The organism is Streptomyces sp. NBC_00568, assembly GCF_026341855.1.
Taxonomy (GTDB): domain Bacteria; phylum Actinomycetota; class Actinomycetes; order Streptomycetales; family Streptomycetaceae; genus Streptomyces.
Genome location: NZ_JAPENW010000001.1, coordinates 413,730 through 431,020, shown reverse-complemented (window position 1 = coordinate 431,020; position 17,291 = coordinate 413,730). Strand labels below are relative to the sequence as shown.

Annotated in this window: 15 protein-coding genes; 11 read left to right on the top strand and 4 right to left on the bottom strand. The window is 73.0% G+C overall.

All coding sequences use genetic code 11. The features are described 5' to 3' along the window. Positions 1-3 precede the first annotated feature (3 nt). The 6 genes from OOK38_RS01865 to OOK38_RS01840 all read left to right on the top strand — a co-directional run bounded on the left by OOK38_RS01865 (position 4) and on the right by OOK38_RS01840 (position 7,098). Positions 4-1,977 (top strand): LpqB family beta-propeller domain-containing protein, encoded by a 1,974-nt coding sequence (locus OOK38_RS01865; RefSeq protein ID WP_266763833.1) that lies wholly within the window; start codon positions 4-6, stop codon positions 1,975-1,977. Positions 1,978-2,098: 121 nt separating this feature from the next. Beyond that, on the top strand, positions 2,099-3,025 hold the full coding sequence (locus tag OOK38_RS01860) for an LD-carboxypeptidase (protein ID WP_266765927.1): 927 nt from the start codon (positions 2,099-2,101) through the stop codon (positions 3,023-3,025). A gap of 222 nt (positions 3,026-3,247) precedes the next feature. Next, positions 3,248-3,499 (top strand): DUF1049 domain-containing protein, encoded by a 252-nt coding sequence (locus tag OOK38_RS01855; RefSeq protein ID WP_266848058.1) that lies wholly within the window; start codon positions 3,248-3,250, stop codon positions 3,497-3,499. 23 nt (positions 3,500-3,522) lie between these two features. Then, positions 3,523-4,071: a GNAT family N-acetyltransferase gene (locus tag OOK38_RS01850; protein WP_266763835.1), complete on the top strand. Its 549-nt coding sequence runs from the start codon at positions 3,523-3,525 to the stop codon at positions 4,069-4,071. A gap of 102 nt (positions 4,072-4,173) precedes the next feature. Continuing rightward, complete coding sequence (locus OOK38_RS01845) at positions 4,174-5,070, top strand: arginase family protein (RefSeq protein WP_266848056.1); 897 nt, start codon at positions 4,174-4,176, stop codon at positions 5,068-5,070. A gap of 51 nt (positions 5,071-5,121) precedes the next feature. Further along, complete coding sequence (locus tag OOK38_RS01840; RefSeq protein WP_266848054.1) at positions 5,122-7,098, top strand: DUF5107 domain-containing protein; 1,977 nt, start codon at positions 5,122-5,124, stop codon at positions 7,096-7,098. An 86-nt stretch (positions 7,099-7,184) separates the two neighbouring features. Here OOK38_RS01840 and OOK38_RS01835 read toward each other — a convergent pair whose 3' ends face one another. Next, on the bottom strand, positions 7,185-7,532 hold the full coding sequence (locus OOK38_RS01835; protein WP_266763838.1) for a VOC family protein: 348 nt from the start codon (positions 7,530-7,532) through the stop codon (positions 7,185-7,187). A gap of 139 nt (positions 7,533-7,671) precedes the next feature. On the opposite strand from OOK38_RS01835, the gene OOK38_RS01830 reads away from it, so the two are divergent. From OOK38_RS01830 to OOK38_RS01820, 3 genes are all read left to right on the top strand, one after another. After that, positions 7,672-8,172 (top strand): phage holin family protein, encoded by a 501-nt coding sequence (locus OOK38_RS01830; protein WP_266763839.1) that lies wholly within the window; start codon positions 7,672-7,674, stop codon positions 8,170-8,172. Positions 8,173-8,370: 198 nt separating this feature from the next. Further along, the gene (locus OOK38_RS01825; protein WP_266763840.1) at positions 8,371-9,864 is read left to right on the top strand and encodes an NAD(P)/FAD-dependent oxidoreductase; all 1,494 of its coding nucleotides are present in this window, start codon (positions 8,371-8,373) and stop codon (positions 9,862-9,864) included. Further along, the gene (locus tag OOK38_RS01820) at positions 9,861-11,708 is read left to right on the top strand and encodes a transketolase (RefSeq protein ID WP_266763841.1); all 1,848 of its coding nucleotides are present in this window, start codon (positions 9,861-9,863) and stop codon (positions 11,706-11,708) included. The genes OOK38_RS01825 and OOK38_RS01820 overlap by 4 nt, the downstream gene beginning before the upstream one ends. Positions 11,709-11,792: 84 nt before the next feature. Here the strand turns inward: OOK38_RS01820 and OOK38_RS01815 are convergent, their stop codons facing one another. Next, positions 11,793-12,029, bottom strand: a complete 237-nt coding sequence (locus OOK38_RS01815; RefSeq protein ID WP_266763842.1) for a hypothetical protein — start codon at positions 12,027-12,029, stop codon at positions 11,793-11,795. Here OOK38_RS01815 and OOK38_RS01810 point away from each other — a divergent pair. Beyond that, a complete protein-coding gene (locus OOK38_RS01810) occupies positions 12,028-12,753 on the top strand; it encodes a GvpL/GvpF family gas vesicle protein (RefSeq protein WP_266763843.1) in 726 nt (241 codons plus the stop codon). The genes OOK38_RS01815 and OOK38_RS01810 overlap by 2 nt on opposite strands. A gap of 144 nt (positions 12,754-12,897) precedes the next feature. Here OOK38_RS01810 and OOK38_RS01805 read toward each other — a convergent pair whose 3' ends face one another. Both OOK38_RS01805 and OOK38_RS01800 read right to left on the bottom strand, forming a co-directional pair. Then, a complete protein-coding gene (locus OOK38_RS01805) occupies positions 12,898-13,719 on the bottom strand; it encodes a class I SAM-dependent methyltransferase (protein WP_266763844.1) in 822 nt (273 codons plus the stop codon). A 224-nt stretch (positions 13,720-13,943) separates the two neighbouring features. Further along, a complete protein-coding gene (locus OOK38_RS01800; protein ID WP_266763845.1) occupies positions 13,944-15,443 on the bottom strand; it encodes a bifunctional phosphatase PAP2/diacylglycerol kinase family protein in 1,500 nt (499 codons plus the stop codon). 104 nt (positions 15,444-15,547) lie between these two features. Between OOK38_RS01800 and OOK38_RS01795 the strand changes: the two genes are divergently transcribed. Beyond that, the gene (locus OOK38_RS01795; RefSeq protein ID WP_266763846.1) at positions 15,548-17,167 is read left to right on the top strand and encodes an ABC-F family ATP-binding cassette domain-containing protein; all 1,620 of its coding nucleotides are present in this window, start codon (positions 15,548-15,550) and stop codon (positions 17,165-17,167) included. Positions 17,168-17,291 lie beyond the last annotated feature (124 nt).

The following is a 17,291-nucleotide window of genomic DNA, read 5'->3' as shown; positions in this document are numbered from 1 at the left end:
GAGATGCAGACCCTGTCATACGGTTCATGGCCCTCGCCGATCGACGCGGCGCTCGCCGCCGCGCACGACGGACATCCCGAGTTCGTCGGTTTCGTCGGCGACGAGGCCTGGTGGACCGAGCCGCGGCCGACCGAGGGCGGACGGCGCACGCTGGTCCGGCGGAAGGCGGACGGCACCGAGGAGCCGCTGCTCCCGGCCCCCTGGAACGTGCGCAGTCGCGTCATCGAGTACGGCGGTCACCCCTGGGCGGGAGTCATGCGCCCCGAAGGCCCGCTGTTCGTGTTCGTGAACTTCGCCGACCAGCGCCTCTACCACTGCGAACCCGGCGGTGAACCGCTCCCGTTGACCCCCATCTCGCCGGTGGGCGGCGGACTGCGCTGGGTGGACCCGCAGATCCGGGTGGAGCGGGGCGAAGTGTGGTGTGTCATGGAGGAGTTCACCGGGGAGGGCCCCACCGACCTGCGCCGGGCCGTCGTCGCGGTACCGCTGGACGGAACGGCGGCGTACGACCGGGACGCCGTGCGGGAACTGTCCGACGGACGGCACCGGTTCGTCACCGGACCCCGGCTCTCGCCCGACGGCCGGCAGGCGGCCTGGCTCGCCTGGGACCACCCGCGGATGCCCTGGGACGGCACCGAGGTGATCCTCGCGGACGTCACCGAGGACGGCACCTTCTCCCACCCGCGGCCCGTCGCGGGCGGCCCGGAGGAGTCCGTCGTCCAGGCCGACTGGGCGGCCGACGGAAGCCTGCTCTACGTCAGCGACCGCACCGGCTGGTGGAATCTCCACCGTCTCGGCGCGGACGGCGAGGCGATCGCCGTCTGTCCGCGCGAGGAGGAGTTCGGCGGCCCGCTCTGGAAGGTCGGATACCGCTGGTTCGCGCCCCTGGAGACCGGCCTGGTCGCCGTCGTGCACGGACGGGGCGCCACCGCGCTCGGGATGCTCGACCCGGAGACCGGCGAGCTCGTCGACACGGCCGGCCCCTGGACCGAGTTCGCGCCGACGCTCGCGGTGCACGGCAGCAGGGTCGTGGGTGTCGGAGCCAGCCCCCGCAGCGCCCACGAGGTCGTCGAGCTGGACGCCAGCACCGGACGGGCCCGGGTGATCGGCGCCGCGCACGACGACCCGGTCGACCCCGCGTACTACCCGGAGCCCCAGATCCGCGCCTTCACCGGCCCCGACGGACGCGAGATCCACGCGCACATCTACCCGCCGCACCACCCCGACCACGTCGCGCGCGGCGACGAACTCCCGCCGTACGTCGTATGGGTGCACGGCGGCCCCACCGGCCGGTCGCCCCTCGTCCTCGACCTGGAGATCGCCTACTTCACCTCGCGCGGCATCGGCGTGGCCGAGGTCAACTACGGCGGATCGAGCGGCCACGGACGGGAGTACCGCAACCGGCTGCGCGAACAGTGGGGGGTCGTCGACGTCGAGGACTGCGCGGCCGTGGCGCTCGCGCTCGCCGACGAGGGCACCGCCGACCGGCGCCGGCTCGCGATCCGCGGCGGCAGCGCGGGCGGCTGGACCACCGCCGCCTCGCTGGCCACCACCGACGTCTACGCCTGCGGCACGATCCTCTACCCCGTCCTCGACCTGAGCGAATGGGCCTCGGGCGAGACCCACGACTTCGAGTCGCAGTACCTGGAGTCGCTGGTCGGCCCGATCGCCGAGGTGCCGGGCCGGTATCTGGAGCGGTCGCCCTCCACGCACGCCGACGGAATCACCGCGCCCTTCCTGCTGCTCCAGGGACTCGACGACGCCGTCTGTCCGCCCGTGCAGTGCGAACGCTTCCTGGCCGTGCTGCAGGAGCAGGACCGCCAGGTCCCGCACGCCTACATCGCCTTCGAGGGGGAGGGACACGGCTTCCGGCGCGCCGAGACGATGGTGCGGGCCCTGGAGTCCGAACTCTCCCTGTACGCGCAGGTCTTCGGGCTGAACCCGCCCGGGATCCCCAAGCTGGAGCTGTCCAAATGAAGCCGCCGCCCGCCGGGGACCGGACCGGGCGGAGCCCTTCAGGAACCCGGGCGCGAGACGAGAGCGACCGGAAGAACCACCAGGAACGGGAGCAGTACGAGTGACCCGAACGACCGCACCGATCACCCCCCTGACCCGGCCCGCGCGGCTCGCCCCGGGGGCCCGGGTCGCCGTCGTCGCGCCCAGCGGGCCCATCCCCGAGGAACGGCTGGAGGCCGGCCTCGACATCCTCCGCGGCTGGGACCTCGACCCGGTCGTGGCCCCCCACGTCCTGGACCGGCACGGCGAGTTCGACTACCTGGCGGGGACGGACGCCGACCGGGCCGCCGACTTCCAGGCGGCCTGGTGCGACCCGGACGTGGCCGCCGTGCTGTGCGCCCGCGGTGGATACGGCGCTCAGCGCATGGTCGACCTGCTCGACTGGGACGCCGTCCGGGCGGCCGGCCCCAAGGTCTTCCTCGGGTTCAGCGACATCACCGCACTGCACGAGGCGTTCGCGACGCGGGTGGGGCTCGCGACGCTGCACGGGCCGATGGTCGCGGCCGTCGACTTCCTGAAGAACACCCGGGCGCAGGACCATCTGCGGGCGACTCTCCTCGAACCCGAGTCGGTACGGACCATCGCCTCCGGCGAAGCCGTCGCGCTGGTGCCCGGGAAGGCCCGTGGTGTCACCCTCGGCGGCTGCGTGAGTCTGCTGGCCGCGGACCTCGGCACACCGCACGCCCGTACGTCCGCCCGGGGCGGACTGCTCCTGATCGAGGACATCGGCGAGGAGGCCTACCGGCTGGACCGGATCCTGACGCAACTGCTGCGCGCCGGCTGGCTCGACGGGGTGGCCGGGGTCGCGCTCGGCTCGTGGGTGGACTGCGGACCGTACGAGGGGCTGCGCGCCGTGTTCGCCGACCGGCTCGGTGGGCTCGGTGTGCCGGTCGTCGAGCACTTCGGGTTCGGGCACGCCGAGGGGGCGCTGACGATGCCGTTCGGTCTCCGGGCCGAACTCGACGCGGACGCGGGGACCCTGACACTGGACGAGCCCGCGCTCGCCTGACGCCGCGGTCGCGGCCCGCGCCGGCCTGAGGTCGCGGTCGCGCCCAGCTCGGGACTGCCGTCGTGGCCGCGCCCAGCTCGGGACTGCCGTCGTGGCGGGGGCACCGGTCGGACGTGACCGCGCGCCGGTCGCCGGTCCGTGCGGCCGGACGTCCCGGCGGGCAGTCACCCGGGAGGATGCCCCCGTCGCGCGTACCGGCGCCTTCCGGATCATGCTGGGCGCATGAGTCCGAAGACCTCCGAGAGCGTCGGTGAGAGCGGCGGCAAGGGCCCCCGCGAAGGGCTGCTGACGCCGGCCAGGGTCACCGTCGCCCTGCTGGCCGTCCTTGCTCTGATCTTCGTCTTCGAGAACACCCGGAACACCAAGATCCGGCTGCTCGTCCCCGAGGTGACCATGCCCCTGTGGATGGCGCTGCTCGCCACCGGACTGATCGGGGCGCTGTGCGGTGCGTACGCCATGAGGCGCAGGCGCTGAAGGCGCTCACGTAAGGTGACGGGATGCCTGAGAACGCCGGTTATCTCGCCGAAGGCCCTCGCGTGGGCATACGGCACTTCACCCAGGAGGACGGTGCGGAGTTCACCGCACGGGCCAGGGAGAGCAAGAGCCTGCACCAGCCGTGGCTCTTCCCTCCGGGCAGCGTCGACGCCTACGCCGTCTACGCGGGGCGGCTCATCGAGGACCCGACCAAGGCCGGGTTCCTCGTCTGTGAACGGGACGGCGGGGGAATCGCCGGTTTCATCAACATCAACAACATCGTCGAGGGCGGCTTCCTGTGCGGAGCCCTCGGCTACGGCGCCTTCGCGCATGCCGCCGGACGCGGGCTGATGACCGAGGCGCTCGACCTCGTTGTGCGGTACGCCTTCGGGCGGATGGGGCTGCACCGGCTGGAGATCAACGCGCAGCCCGGCAACACGGGGTCGATCGCGCTCGCCCGGCGCTGCGGCTTCCGGCTCGAAGGCTTCTCGCCGGACTTCATCCACATCGACGGCGCCTGGCGGGACCACGAGCGCTGGGCGATCACCGCGGAGATGGTCGCGCCCCGCTGACGACCGGGCGGTCCGTCCCCATCCCGTGGGGGCGTCTCCCTCGGGCCCCGGCCTCCCGCGGCACCCTTCCCCGAGGTGGTCCGCCCGGGTGAGGATGCCTCCATGCGGAACATCGTCGTGCTGGACGCTCCCTCCAACCTCGGCCTGCGCCCGCCCGCGCCCGGCACCGTCCCCGGCTGCTACAAACTGGCCGGCGCGCTCCGCGAACAGCGGATCGTGCAGAGGCTCGGCGCGCTGGAGGGGGGCGTCGTCGTGCCGCCTCGCTACGACCGGGGGGACTGGCAGGAAGGCGACGGCGTCTTCAACGCGGCGGCCATCGCCACGTACACCCGTGCGCTCGCCGATCGCGTCGAACGTCATGTCCGCGCCGGTGACCTCCCCGTCGTCCTCGGCGGCGACTGCTCCATCCAGCTCGGCGCGTCCCTCGCGCTGCGCCGCATCGGTCGGTTCGGGCTGGCCGCCATCGACGGTTCGGCCGACTTCCGGCACGCCGGGAACTCCGACCGCATCGGGGCGGCCGGTGGCGAGGAACTCGCGATCGCCACCGGCCGTGGCCAGGACGACCTGTCCGACATCGAAGGGCTCAAGCCCTATCTGCGCGACGAGGACCTACGGCTCTTCGGCATCCGTGACTACGACACAGATCGCGACGAACTCGCCGCGCTGAAGATCCCCACGACGACCGTCGGCGAGCTGCGCACCTGGGGCGCGGACACGATCGCCCGGGCCACCCTGGGCACCCTCGAACTCCCGCACCTGGACGGCTTCTGGGTGCACCTCGACGCCGACTCGCTCGATCCGGCCGTGATGCCCGCCGTGGACAGCCCGGACCCCGACGGCCTGCTGCCGGACGAACTCCTCGCGCTGCTGGGCCCGTTGGTCCGCTCGCCGCACTGCGTCGGCCTCAACGTCACGATCTACGACCCCGACCTGGACCCCGAGGGGACCGCGGGCGCGCTCCTCGCGGACCTGATCGTCGGCGCCTTTGCGGAATCCTGACCCGATTCTGACGAGCGGAGACCCTGGTCAGCAGGCCGATGACCATGTTCCATGGTCATCGTGACGACGATCCGACGTGACGTACTGAACCTCCCGGCGGCGGAGTTGGGCCCGAACAACCCGCTGCCGCCCCTGCGGCCCCTCGACGAGATGCACACCATCGACGACCGCGACCGCGTCGGCCTGCCGCGCGACATGGCGCGGCAGATCGGGTACGAGCCCCTGCGCAGCGTGCTGCCGGAACGCATCCGGGACGGCTACGAACGGGAACGCCCGGACTGCGAACTCGACACCATCGTGATCGAGAACGACCGGCTGCGCGCCATCGTGCTGCCCGGCTTCGGCGGCCGTATCGTCTCGCTCTTCCACAAACCGACCGCGACGGAACTCCTCTACAGCAACCCGGTGCTCCAGCCGGCCTGCTTCGCCCTCAACGGCGCCTGGTTCTCCGGCGGCATCGAGTGGAACATCGGCGCCACCGGGCACACCACCCTGTCGTGCTCACCCGTCCACGCGGCCCGCGTTCCCGCCCCCGACGGCGGCGAGATGCTGCGCCTGTGGGAATGGGAAAGGCTGCGCGACCTCCCCTTCCAGGTCGACCTGTGGCTGCCGGACGGCTCCGACTTCCTGTACGTCGGCGTGCGCGTCCGCAATCCCCACGAGAAGCCCGCCCCGCTGTACTGGTGGTCCAACATCGCGGTCCCCGAGGAGCGCAGGGTGCTCGCCCCGGCTCAGGAAGCGTGGCACTTCGGCTACGAGCGACGGCTGCGCCGGGTGCCCGTGCCGACGTACGACGGGATCGACCGGACGTATCCGCTGAACAGCACGTTCCCCGCCGACTACTTCTACGAGGTGCCCGACGGGCGGCGCCGCTGGATCGCCGCGGTCGACGACTCGGGCGAGGGACTGGTCCAGACGTCGACCGATGCCCTGCGCGGGCGCAAGCTGTTCGTCTGGGGCTCGGGGCCCGGAGGGCGGCGCTGGCAGGAGTGGCTCACCGAGCCGGGAACCGGCGGGTACTGCGAGATACAGGCGGGGCTCGCCCGCACGCAGCTCGAACATGTGCGGCTCGAAGCCGAGAGCGAGGTCTCCTGGCTGGAGGCGTACGGTCCGTTGTCCGTGAGCGCGGAGACGGCGCACGGGCCGGACTGGGAGGCCGCGCGGGCGGACGTCGAGGGCAGGCTGGAGAGCGCGCTCTCCCGGGACGCGGTCGACGCCGCGTACGCCGCCTGGCTGCCGCACGCCGACACGGATCCCGGCGAGGTGCTCGCCGTCGGATCCGGCTGGGGAGCGCTCGAAGTACTCCGCGCCGCCCACAAGTTGCCCGGTACGCCCTTCGACGAGAGCACGCTCGGCGACGACCAGGCGCCGTGGCGGGAACTGCTGCGGTCCGGCGCGTTCCCGGAGCCCCGGCGGGTCGGACCGCCCGGCGAGACCCTGGTGGCGTCGCACTGGCGCGACATGCTGGAGACGGCCCCGGCCGTACCGATCGCCGAGTACCACCTCGGAGTGGCCCAGTGGCACGCCGGTGATCTCGCCCAGGCCGTGCGCAGTTGGGAGCGCGCGCTCGAACTCGCCCCGTCTCTCTGGCCGTTGCTGCGCTGCCTCGCCGTCGCCGACCAGGAGGCCGGCAACCACGAGCGCGCCGCCGACCGCTATGCCGAGGCGTTCGACGACCTGTGCCGGGAGCGGCGCGACGACGGGGAACGGTGGACCGCGGCGACCGCCGCGCTCGGCCGCGAGGCCATGGAGGCGCAGCTGACGGCCGGCCGGCCCGCGGACGCGCGTGCCGTGTGGGAACGGCTGCGCCCGGCAACCCGGGACCGCGGCCGGTTCCGCCTCGTCGAGGCCGAACTGCTGCTCGCCGAGGGCCGTCGCGAGGACGCGCGGGCGGTCTTCGACGCGGGCTTCGAGGTCGCCGACCTGCGGGAGGGCGCGGAGACCATCGGGCGTCTGTGGTCCCGGCTCAGCGACGAGCCGCTGCCCGCGCGCTACGACTTCCGCATGCGTCCGCCGTCCGCCACCTGAGTCCGCCGCCGTCCACGGCCCGAGTCCGCCGGGGCCATGATCCCGGGTGCTCCGCCGCACGGCGGAGCCCCCGGACCCGGCGCGGTTCAGACGCGGCGGTCCGCGTACTCGTACACCGACCCGTCCGGGTGCACGGCGATCAGATTGCGGCCGCCGGGTGTCTCCACCGGGCCCGCGACCACGCGTGCACCTAGGTCGGCGAGGACCCGACCGGTCTCCTCGACGTCCTTGACGGCGATGGTCGCCGCGACCTTGCGCAGCACATCGAGTTCGGACTCGGGCCCGCTCATCAGCAGGAAGCAGCCGATCGCGGCGACCGACACCCCGCCGCGCTCGAAGCGGAGGGCTCTGCCGCCCGCGAGCCGTTCGTAGAAGGGGACCGCAGTCTCCAGGTCGTCGACGCAGACGCGCAGCGTGGCTCCCAGAATCTCCATACGGACGAGCCTAGTTGGGGGCGGGCGGAGGAGGAGATCGTTTCGGGCGATCGTCGCCGCCCCGGTGCGAGTCGGTCCGAACGGGACGGGGGCCGGGGCCTTCTCGTTACCCGGCCGATCCGCCGGGTACCCGCAGACCATGAAGCGCATCGAGCACCTGGAACATCTGGAGCATCTGGACAAGGAGCTCGTCGACGAGCTCACCATGGTGGCCCGCGAGACCATCCGGGACGAACTGCGCGAGCAGACAGGCAAACAGCGCCGGACCGCCGCCCTGTACGCCGCCTCGGGCGCCGCCGCGCTGTACGCCGGCGCCGCCCTGGTCCTCGCCCTCGGTCTGGCGCTCGCGTCCGTCCTGCCCGGCTGGGCGGCCGCCCTGATCGCCGCGGCGGTGCTCGGGACCGCCGCGTACGCGTTGCGGGGCATGGCCCGGCCGGCCGCGCCCCGGCCGACGACCGAGCACGCGGACGAGCTCACCCCGCCCGGCCGGGTCATCGGCGGCGGCCCGCCCGCCTCCCCGCCCGGTGGCATGGGCGTGCTGTACCCGCCGATCCCGTCCGGGACACCCGAGGTCCCCGGCACGGGCACAGGCTCGGGTCTGTCCGACGACCCGGAGGTGTGGATCCGCCGGGCGCGATGACCCCGCTCCCGCGATGAACGGCGCCGGTGCCGAGTCGGGTCATGAGGTCGACAGCCCCATGGCCCGGGGTGCCGGCGCCGAGCCATGTCAGGCGCCGGAGCCCGGTGAGGTCGCGAAACGCCGGGGGTGCCCGTGTTTGGGCCCCTCGGTCAGGGGGACGCGGAAAGCCCGTAGGAGCGACATCGCCAGAGGAGCACCGTGAGTCGACCCCGCATTCTGATCGTCGGCGCCGGCTTCGCCGGGTACCGGACCGCCCGCGCCCTGTCGCGGCTGGTCCGGCACCAGGCCGACATCACTCTGCTGAACCCGACCGACTACTTCCTGTATGTGCCGCTGCTGCCCCAGGTCGCCGTCGGTGTCCTGGAGCCACGCCGTGTCACCGTCTCGCTCTCCGGCACGCTGCCCCACGTACGCCTCGTGCTCGGCGAGGCGCGGCCCGAGGGGATCGACCTCGACGCGCGCACCGTGCGCTACACCGGCCCGGAGGGCGACAGCGGCACACTGACGTACGACCGTCTCGTCCTCGCCGTCGGCAGTGTGAACAAACTGCTGCCCGTACCCGGTGTCGCCGAGCACGCGCACGGTTTCCGAGGGCTGCCCGAAGCGCTGTATCTACGGGACCACGTGACCCGGCAGATCGAGCTCGGCGCCGCGTCGGACGATCCGAAGAGCCGCGCCGCGCGCCGCACCTTCGTGGTCGTCGGAGCCGGCTACACCGGGACCGAAGTCGCCGCCCAGGGAAAGCTGTTCACCGACGCGCTGGTGCGCAAGCAGTCGCTGCGCGAAGGAGCGCCACCGCGCTGGATGCTGCTCGACGTCGCCCCGCGCGTGCTGCCCGAGCTGGACGAACGACTCTCGCGCACCGCCGACCGCGTACTGCGGCGGCGCGGTGTCGACGTACGTACCGGGACGTCGGTCGAAGAGGCCACCCCCGATGGAGTGCGGCTCAGCGACGGGGAGTTCGTCGAGACCCGGACGCTGGTGTGGTGCGTGGGAGTACGGCCCGATCCGCTGGTCGAGGGACTCGGGCGGCCCCTCGAGAAGGGGCGGCTCCTCGTCGATCCGCATCTCCAGGTACCGAGCCATGCGGAGGTGTTCGCCTGCGGGGACGCGGCGGCGGTGCCCGATCTGGAGAAGCCCGGCCACTACACGCCGATGACGGCGCAGCATGCCTGGCGCCAGGGGAGGGTCGCCGCCCGCAACGTCGCCGCCTCGCTCGGCATCGGCGAGCGGCGCGCCTACCGCCATCGCGACCTGGGCTTCACCGTCGATCTCGGGGGAGTCAAGGCCGCCGCGAATCCGCTGGGCATCCCGCTGGCGGGGCCGGCGGCCGCAGCCGTCACCCGCGGCTACCACCTGGCCGCCATGCCCGCCAACCGTGTCCGTGTCGCGGCCGACTGGCTTCTGGACGCCGTACTGCCGCGCCAGGCCGTGCAGTTGGGCCTGGTCCGCTCGTGGTCGGTGCCGCTCGACACCGCCTCGCCCGAGTTGGCGAGGGTGCCCGGAGCGCCCGAGACACCCGGGGCGCCTGAAGTACCTGGAGCGCCTGGAGCCCCTGAAGTATCCGCGGTTCCCGGCGCTTCGGACGCGGGGGACGCACTGGACACAGGAGACGCCGGGGACGCGTCGGGCGCGGACCGTGGACGTCCGAGTCGTCCAGGAGCCGTCAGCCGTTCGGAAGGAGCATCATGAACACCCGTCAACTCATCGATCTGGCCCAGCAATTGCGCGTCGACAGCGTGCGGGCCGCCGACGCCGCCGGCTCCGGACATCCGACGTCGTCGATGTCCGCCGCCGACCTGATGGCGGTCCTGCTGGCCAAGCATCTGCGCTACGACTTCGAACGCCCCCAGCACCCCGGCAACGACCGCCTCATCCTCTCCAAGGGGCACGCCTCACCCCTGCTGTACTCCGCGTACAAGGCGGCCGGCGCCGTGAGCGAGGCCGAGCTGCTCAGCTTCCGCAAGGCGGGCAGCCGGCTCGAAGGGCATCCGACGCCCCGGCGGCTGCCCTGGGTCGAGACCGCCACCGGATCGCTCGGCCAGGGACTGCCCGTCGGTGTCGGCGTCGCGCTGGCGGGCAAGCGGCTCGACCGCACCGGATACCGGATCTGGGTGCTGTGCGGTGACAGCGAACTGGCCGAGGGCTCCGTGTGGGAGGCCGCCGAGCACGCCGGGTACGAGCACCTCGACAACCTCGCCGTGATCGTCGACGTCAATCGCCTGGGGCAGCGCGGGCCGACCCGGCACGGGCACGACCTGGACGCGTACGCGCGCCGGTTCCGGGCGTTCGGCTGGCACACCGTCGAGATCGACGGCCACGACGTGGACGCGATCGACCGTGCCTTCGCCGAGGCGGAGTCCACCGGCGGACAGCCCACCGCGATCCTCGCCCGCACCCTGAAGGGCAAGGGCGTGGCATCGGTCCAGGACCGTGAGGGGCTGCACGGCAAGCCGCTGCCCGACGCCGCTCAGGCGATCGCCGAGCTCGGCGGGGTGCGCGACCACCATGTGGAGGTCCACCAGCCCCCCGCCGCACGGGTGTTGCACGCCGTACGGTCCGGACATCTCGACCTGCCGCGGTACGAGACCGGCGACGAGGTCGCCACCCGGGACGCCTACGGGCAGGCCCTCGCCGCGCTCGGCGACGCCCGCGGCGACATCGTCGTCCTGGACGGCGAGGTCAGCGACTCGACGCGCGCCGAGTTCTTCGCCAAGAAGCACCCCGACCGCTTCTTCGAGTGCTACATCGCCGAGCAGCAACTGGTCGCCGCCGCCGTCGGGATGGCCGCACGGGGCTGGGTACCGTACGCCTCGACGTTCGCGGCCTTCCTCACCCGTGCCCACGACTTCGTCCGGATGGCCTCCATCAGCGGCTCCGGCATCAACCTCGTCGGCTCGCACGCGGGTGTCTCCATCGGCCAGGACGGGCCCTCGCAGATGGGCCTGGAGGATCTGGCGATGTTCCGGGCCGTGTACGGCTCGACCGTGCTGTACCCGTGCGACGCCCACCAGACCGCGAAGCTCGTCGCCACGATGGCGGACCTGGAGGGCATCCGCTATCTGCGCACCTCGCGCGGTGACAGCCCCGTCATCTACAGCGCCACCGAGGAGTTCCCGGTCGGCGGCAGCAAGGTGCTGCGCGCCTCCGCCGCGGACCGGCTGACGCTCGTCGCCGCGGGCGTCACCGTCCATGAGGCGCTGGCCGCCGCCGAGGCACTCGACCGCGAGGGCATCCAGGCCCGCGTGATCGACCTCTACTCCGTGAAGCCCGTGGACCGCGCGACCCTGCGCGAGGCCGCCGAGGAGACCGGCTGCCTGGTCACCGTCGAGGACCACCGGGAGGAGGGCGGTCTCGGGGACGCGGTGCTCGACGCCTTCACGGACGGCCGCCCCGTGCCCCGCCTGGTGCGCCTCGCCGTCCGTACGATGCCGGGCTCCGCGAGCCCGGCCGAGCAGCTGCACGCGGCGGGCATCGACGCCGAGTCGATCGCGGCGGCGGCCCGGCTGCTGGTGGAGACGGCCGTGGTGCGCTGACCGGAGACCAGTGGGCACCATGGTCAGTGAGCGGTCGGTGCGGGCCGGCTCCCGCGTTCCGCCCACGGGGACGCGGGCCGGCGTTCACACCTTGCCGCCGACGGTCCGGGCCGGGCGTCGCACCTCGCCGACGGTGGTGGGGGCCGTCTCTCGCGTCCAGCCGACGGCGGTGCGGGCCGCTCGCCGCCCCCCGGTGGACGGGCGGGCGGCCCCGCCGCTTCGACGGGTGCTCGACATGCCCGACTCGCCCAGCAGGAACGGGAGTTGCGTGACCGGCTCGTGGGGGCCGGAGCCGCGTGGACCCGCGGGAGGAGACCTCATGACCACTCTGCGCTATGTCTACGCGATCTGCCGCCCCTTCCCGGCGGCGCTGTCGGCCGAACTGGCCGGGGTCGCGGGCGTCCCGCCCAAGCTGCTGCGCCACGGCGACCTGATCGCCGTGGTCGGCTCGGTCCCGGAGCGGGAATTCGCGGCGGAGCCGCTGCGTCGCCGGCTGGAGGACGTGGAGTGGCTGGAGGCGACGGCCCGCGCCCACCAGGGCGTCATCGACGCGCTCACCGCCGTCACCAGCCCGCTGCCGCTCCGGCTCGCCACCGTGCTCCGGGACGACAGCGGCGTACGCGTGATGATGGAGGAACGCGAGGAGGAGTTCCTGCGGGCCCTCGACCGGCTCGACGGGCGGGTGGAATGGGGCGTGAAGGTGTACGCCGAAACCGCCGGGCCTTCCAGTGGAACAGGGGAACGCGCGGATGAATTCACGCACCGATTGCACGGTGCCCTTTCCCGGTGCGCCGACGAATCCCTGGTGCGCACCCCGCAGAATCCGGCCTCTCCTCAGACGGCGGACGTCAATGTGCTCGATGCCGCCTATCTGGTGCCGCGCGCGGGATCGGAGGAATTCGTGGAGCGGGTGAACGGAAGCCTGCGCGAGGAACCGGGGGTGCGCGTGGTGCTCACGGGACCGTGGGCGGCGTACTCCTTCACGGGTTCCACGGGCCTCACGGGTTTCACGGGCGTCACGGACTTCGCGAGGAAGGCGCCCTGACCGTCCCCGCCGCCCCGAACGCGCCCTGACCGTCCCCCCGCCCCGAACGCGCCCTGACCGTATCCCTCGCCGCCCGAGCCGTACGCACCGCGGCCCGAGATCCAGAGCCGTCGCTGGATCGCGGGCCGTCAGGGATTCTGCCGGTCAGGCTTCCTTTCGGCAGAGGATCTCTCCGTGCAGCACGGAGAACCAGGCGTCCTCCTGCCGCCCCCACTGCCGCCAGGCGTCCGACACCGCCCGCAGTTCCTCCGCGGTCGCGTGCCCCGCTTCGGTGGCGCGCTCCGCGTAGGCCGAGGCCACCGTGCGGTCCGCCCACAGGCCGCTCCACCACTCCCGCTCGCTCTCGGTGGCGAAGGTCCAGGTGCTCGACGTGGCCGCGATGTCCCGGATGCCGGCGGCCAGCGCCCACGATTTGAGACGCCGGCCCGCGTCGGGCTCGCCCCCGTTGGCGCGGGCGACCCGCAGGTAGAGGTCCAGCCAGTCGTCCATGCCCGGTACCTCCGGGTACCAGGTCATGGCCGAGTAGTCCGACTCGCGGACCGCGATGAAACCGCCCGGCTTGGTGACCCGGCGCATCTCGCGCAGCGCCTGCACCGGATCGCCCACGTGCTGGAGCACCTGGTGGGCGTGCACCACGCAGAACGTGTCGTCCGGATACTCCAGCGCGTGGACGTCGGCCACCGCGAAGTCGACGTTGCGCAGGCCGCGTTCGGCCGCCACCCGGCGGGCCTGGTCCAGGATGCCGGGCGCGTGATCGACGCCGGTGACCTGCCCGTCCGGCACCCGTTCCGCCAGGTCGGCGGTGATGGTGCCCGGCCCGCAGCCGATGTCGAGGATCTTCATGTGCGGCTTCAGCGAGTCGAGCAGGTAGGCCGCCGAGTTGGCGGCGGTGCGCCAGGTGTGCGAGCGCAGCACCGACTCGTGGTGGCCGTGCGTGTAGACGGCGGTCTCCTGCGGCTTCGACATGACCGTTTCCCCTTCTCGTCCTACGGGGCCTCGCTCGGGCGTCTGCCGACTCCGCGAGGCGATGGCATCACCGTACGCGGGCATGTCGAATAATGAGACCCGTATCTTGCCATGTGGACAGTCCTGGATGGGGTGTTGCGCGGGCCGAGGCATGCCGATGGGGTCACGGAACCGGACCGTCGCCCGAGTGCGCGAGGGAACGGCGAGCGTGCGCGGGACCGGCCTCAGTGCGCGGGAAGCGGGCGGTAGACGGTCAGCGCCTCGGGGCTCTTGCGCAGCGTCACCTCGCCGCTGACCTCGGTGACTTCACCGTCGTAGGCGAGAAGCGTGCCCGGCGCGACACCGTCGATGCGCAGATGCCCCACCCGCACGGCAGCGTGGGCGGGAGAGCGCGTCAGCGGGCCCGCGAAGGCCGCGGCCAGCAGACGCATCGCGGGATGGCGGCCACCGTGCACGACCCGTACGTCCAGCCGCCCGTCCGCGAGGTCGAAGCGGCGGGCGGGCGCCAGGCCCATCCGGTGGTAGGTGCCGTTGCCGGCGAACAGCAGCCACAACGGGTGCGTGCGGCCGCCGAGTTCGGCCCGCAGCGGGTGATGGTCGGCGCGCAGCACGCGCAGGGCGCCGAGCACACCGGCGGGCCAGCTGCCGATCACCTTGGACCAGTTCTCCCGCTCGCGCACCAGCTCCGGGTAGATGCCCAGGCTGCAGGTGTTGAGGAAGATGCCCTCCTGGTCGCCGGACGTGAACCGGCCCACGTCCACCTGGACCGCCTCGCCCTCCTGGAGCGCGCGGACCAGATCGCGTTCGCCCTCGACCCCGAGGTCGTGGGCGAAGTGGTTGAGGGTGCCGCCCGGCAGGACGGCGAGGGGGACGCCGTGGCGCAGAGCGACCTCGGCCGCGGTGTTCACCGTGCCGTCGCCCCCGCACACGCCCAGCACCCGGGCACGGCTCGCCGCCTTCTCCAGCTCCTCCCGTATGGCGGAGGGATCGCACTCCACCACCTCCGCGCGGGGCAGCGCGGCGGCCAGCGCGCCGACCCGCTCCGCGCTGCCCGAGCCCGTGTTGGCCACGACGACCAGGCCCTCGCCCTCGGGCAGCGCGGGCGCGTCCACGCGCGGCCGGCCGGCCGGAGTCACCTGGTCCCGGGTCGGCACCAGTCCCCGCACGGCGTAGGCGGCGCCGACGCCGAGGGCCGCACCGGCCAGCACGTCGCTCGGGAAGTGGACGCCGGTGTAGACGCGGGACAGTGCGACCGCCGCCGCGAGCGGAGCGACGGCCGCGCCCCAGCCGCGGGACTCCAGTGCCACACCCGTCGCGAACGCGGCGGCGGAGGCGGCGTGCCCCGACGGGAACGACGTGGTGATCGGCTGCCGCTTCAGCTGCCGGATGGCGGGCACCGGGTCCAGTCCGGGGCGGGTGCGGCGTACCGAGCGCTTGCCGAGCGTGTTGATGGTGGCCGAGGCGAGGGCGAGCGAGGCGACGCCCCGGGCGGCGGCCCGGCGGGCCCGCGGAGTGCGGCTCGCCGCGACGGCGGCGGCGGTGGCGAACCACAGGACACCGTGGTTCGCGCTGCGGCTCAGCCGCGGCAGCACCGGGTCGCCGCCCGGCCAGTGCCGCGCCGCGACCGCCTCGAAGACCCGGCAGTCCACTGCCAGGAGGCGGTCCCGAAGGGCATGGCGGCCCGGTACGAGGGCGGTGAGGTCGACGTCTGGGGTCGGGGTCATGCGGGTCCGTCTACCCCGGATCCGCCGGTTCCTCGCCCTCGTGCCGGGTCCCTGGTCGGATACGCGTTTGCCCCTCACCGCCGCTCCCCGGAGAATGCCTGCCCATGGGACATCTCGAAGCCGCACACCTTGAGTACTACCTTCCCGATGGGAGGGCGCTGCTCGGCGATGTGTCGTTTCGGGTGGGGGAAGGGGCCGTCGTGGCCCTGGTGGGGCCCAACGGCGCCGGGAAGACGACGCTGCTGCGGCTGATCTCGGGGGAGCTCAAGCCCCACGGGGGGACCGTCAACGTGGGCGGCGGGCTCGGCGTGATGCGGCAGTTCGTGGGGTCCGTGCGCGACGAGACGACCGTGCGGGAGCTGCTCGTCTCCGTGGCCCCGCCCCGGATCCGCGAGGCGGCGAAGGCCGTGGACGCCGCCGAGCACGCCATGATGACCGTGGACGACGAGGCGTCACAGCTCCGCTACGCGCAGGCGCTGTCCGACTGGGCCGAGGTCCGCGGATACGAGGCCGAGACCCTCTGGGACATGTGCACGACGGCCGCCCTCGGCATCCCCTACGAGAAGGCCCAGTGGCGCCTGGTCAGGACCCTGTCCGGAGGTGAGCAGAAGCGCCTGGTGCTGGAGGCGTTGCTGCGCGGCACCGACGAGGTGCTGCTGCTCGACGAGCCGGACAACTATCTCGACGTGCCCGGCAAGCGCTGGCTGGAGGAGCGGCTCAAGGAGACCCGCAAGACCGTCCTGTTCGTCTCCCACGACCGCGAACTCCTCGCCCGTGCCGCCCAGAAGATCGTCAGTGTCGAGCCCGGCCCGGCCGGCGCGGACGCCTGGGTGCACGGCGCCGGTTTCGCGACCTATCACGAGGCCAGGCGAGAGCGGTTCGCGCGCTTCGAGGAGCTGCGCAGGCGCTGGGACGAGAAGCACGCGCAGCTCAAGAAGCTGGTGCTGAACCTCCGTCAGGCGGCCGCCGTCAGCCATGAGATGGCGTCCCGTTACGCGGCGGCGCAGACCCGGCTGCGCAAGTTCGAGGAGGCCGGACCGCCTCCGGAGCCGCCGCGCGAGCAGGACATCAGGATGCGGCTGCACGGCGGACGGACCGGGGTGAGGGCGGTGACCTGCAAGGGGCTTGAGCTCACCGGCTTGATGAAACCGTTCGACCTGGAGATCTTCTACGGCGAGCGCGTCGCCGTCCTCGGCTCGAACGGCTCGGGAAAGTCGCACTTCCTGCGGCTGCTCGCGGGCGGCGACGTCGCGCACACCGGCGAGTGGAAGCTCGGCGCCCGCGTGGTGGCCGGGCACTTCGCGCAGACGCACGCCCACCCGGAGCTGGAGGGCCGCACGCTCCTCGACATCCTGTGGACCGAGCACTCGCAGGACCGCGGAGCCGCCATGTCCAGGCTGCGCCGCTACGAGCTGACCGCCCAGGCCGAGCAGCGCTTCGAGAGGCTGTCGGGCGGCCAGCAGGCGCGTTTCCAGATCCTGCTCCTGGAGCTGGAGGGCTCGACGGCCCTGCTGCTTGACGAGCCGACCGACAACCTCGACCTGGAGTCCGCCGAGGCTCTTCAGGAAGGCCTCGAGGCGTACGAAGGGACGGTCCTGTCGGTCACCCACGACCGCTGGTTCGCCCGCTCCTTCGACCGCTACCTGGTCTTCGGCTCGGACGGCCGCGTCCGGGAGACGCAGGAGCCGGTCTGGGACGAGCGCCGCGTGGAGCGGGCCAGGTAGACCGCGGCGCCGGACTCGCGGCCTGGGCCCGGGGGCCGCTGCGCGGTGCAGGAAGCCGGTCCCGCCCTGGTGAGGCCGAACCCGCCCACTCCGTCGAACCGGGCCCGCCGGTCCCCTGCCTCCC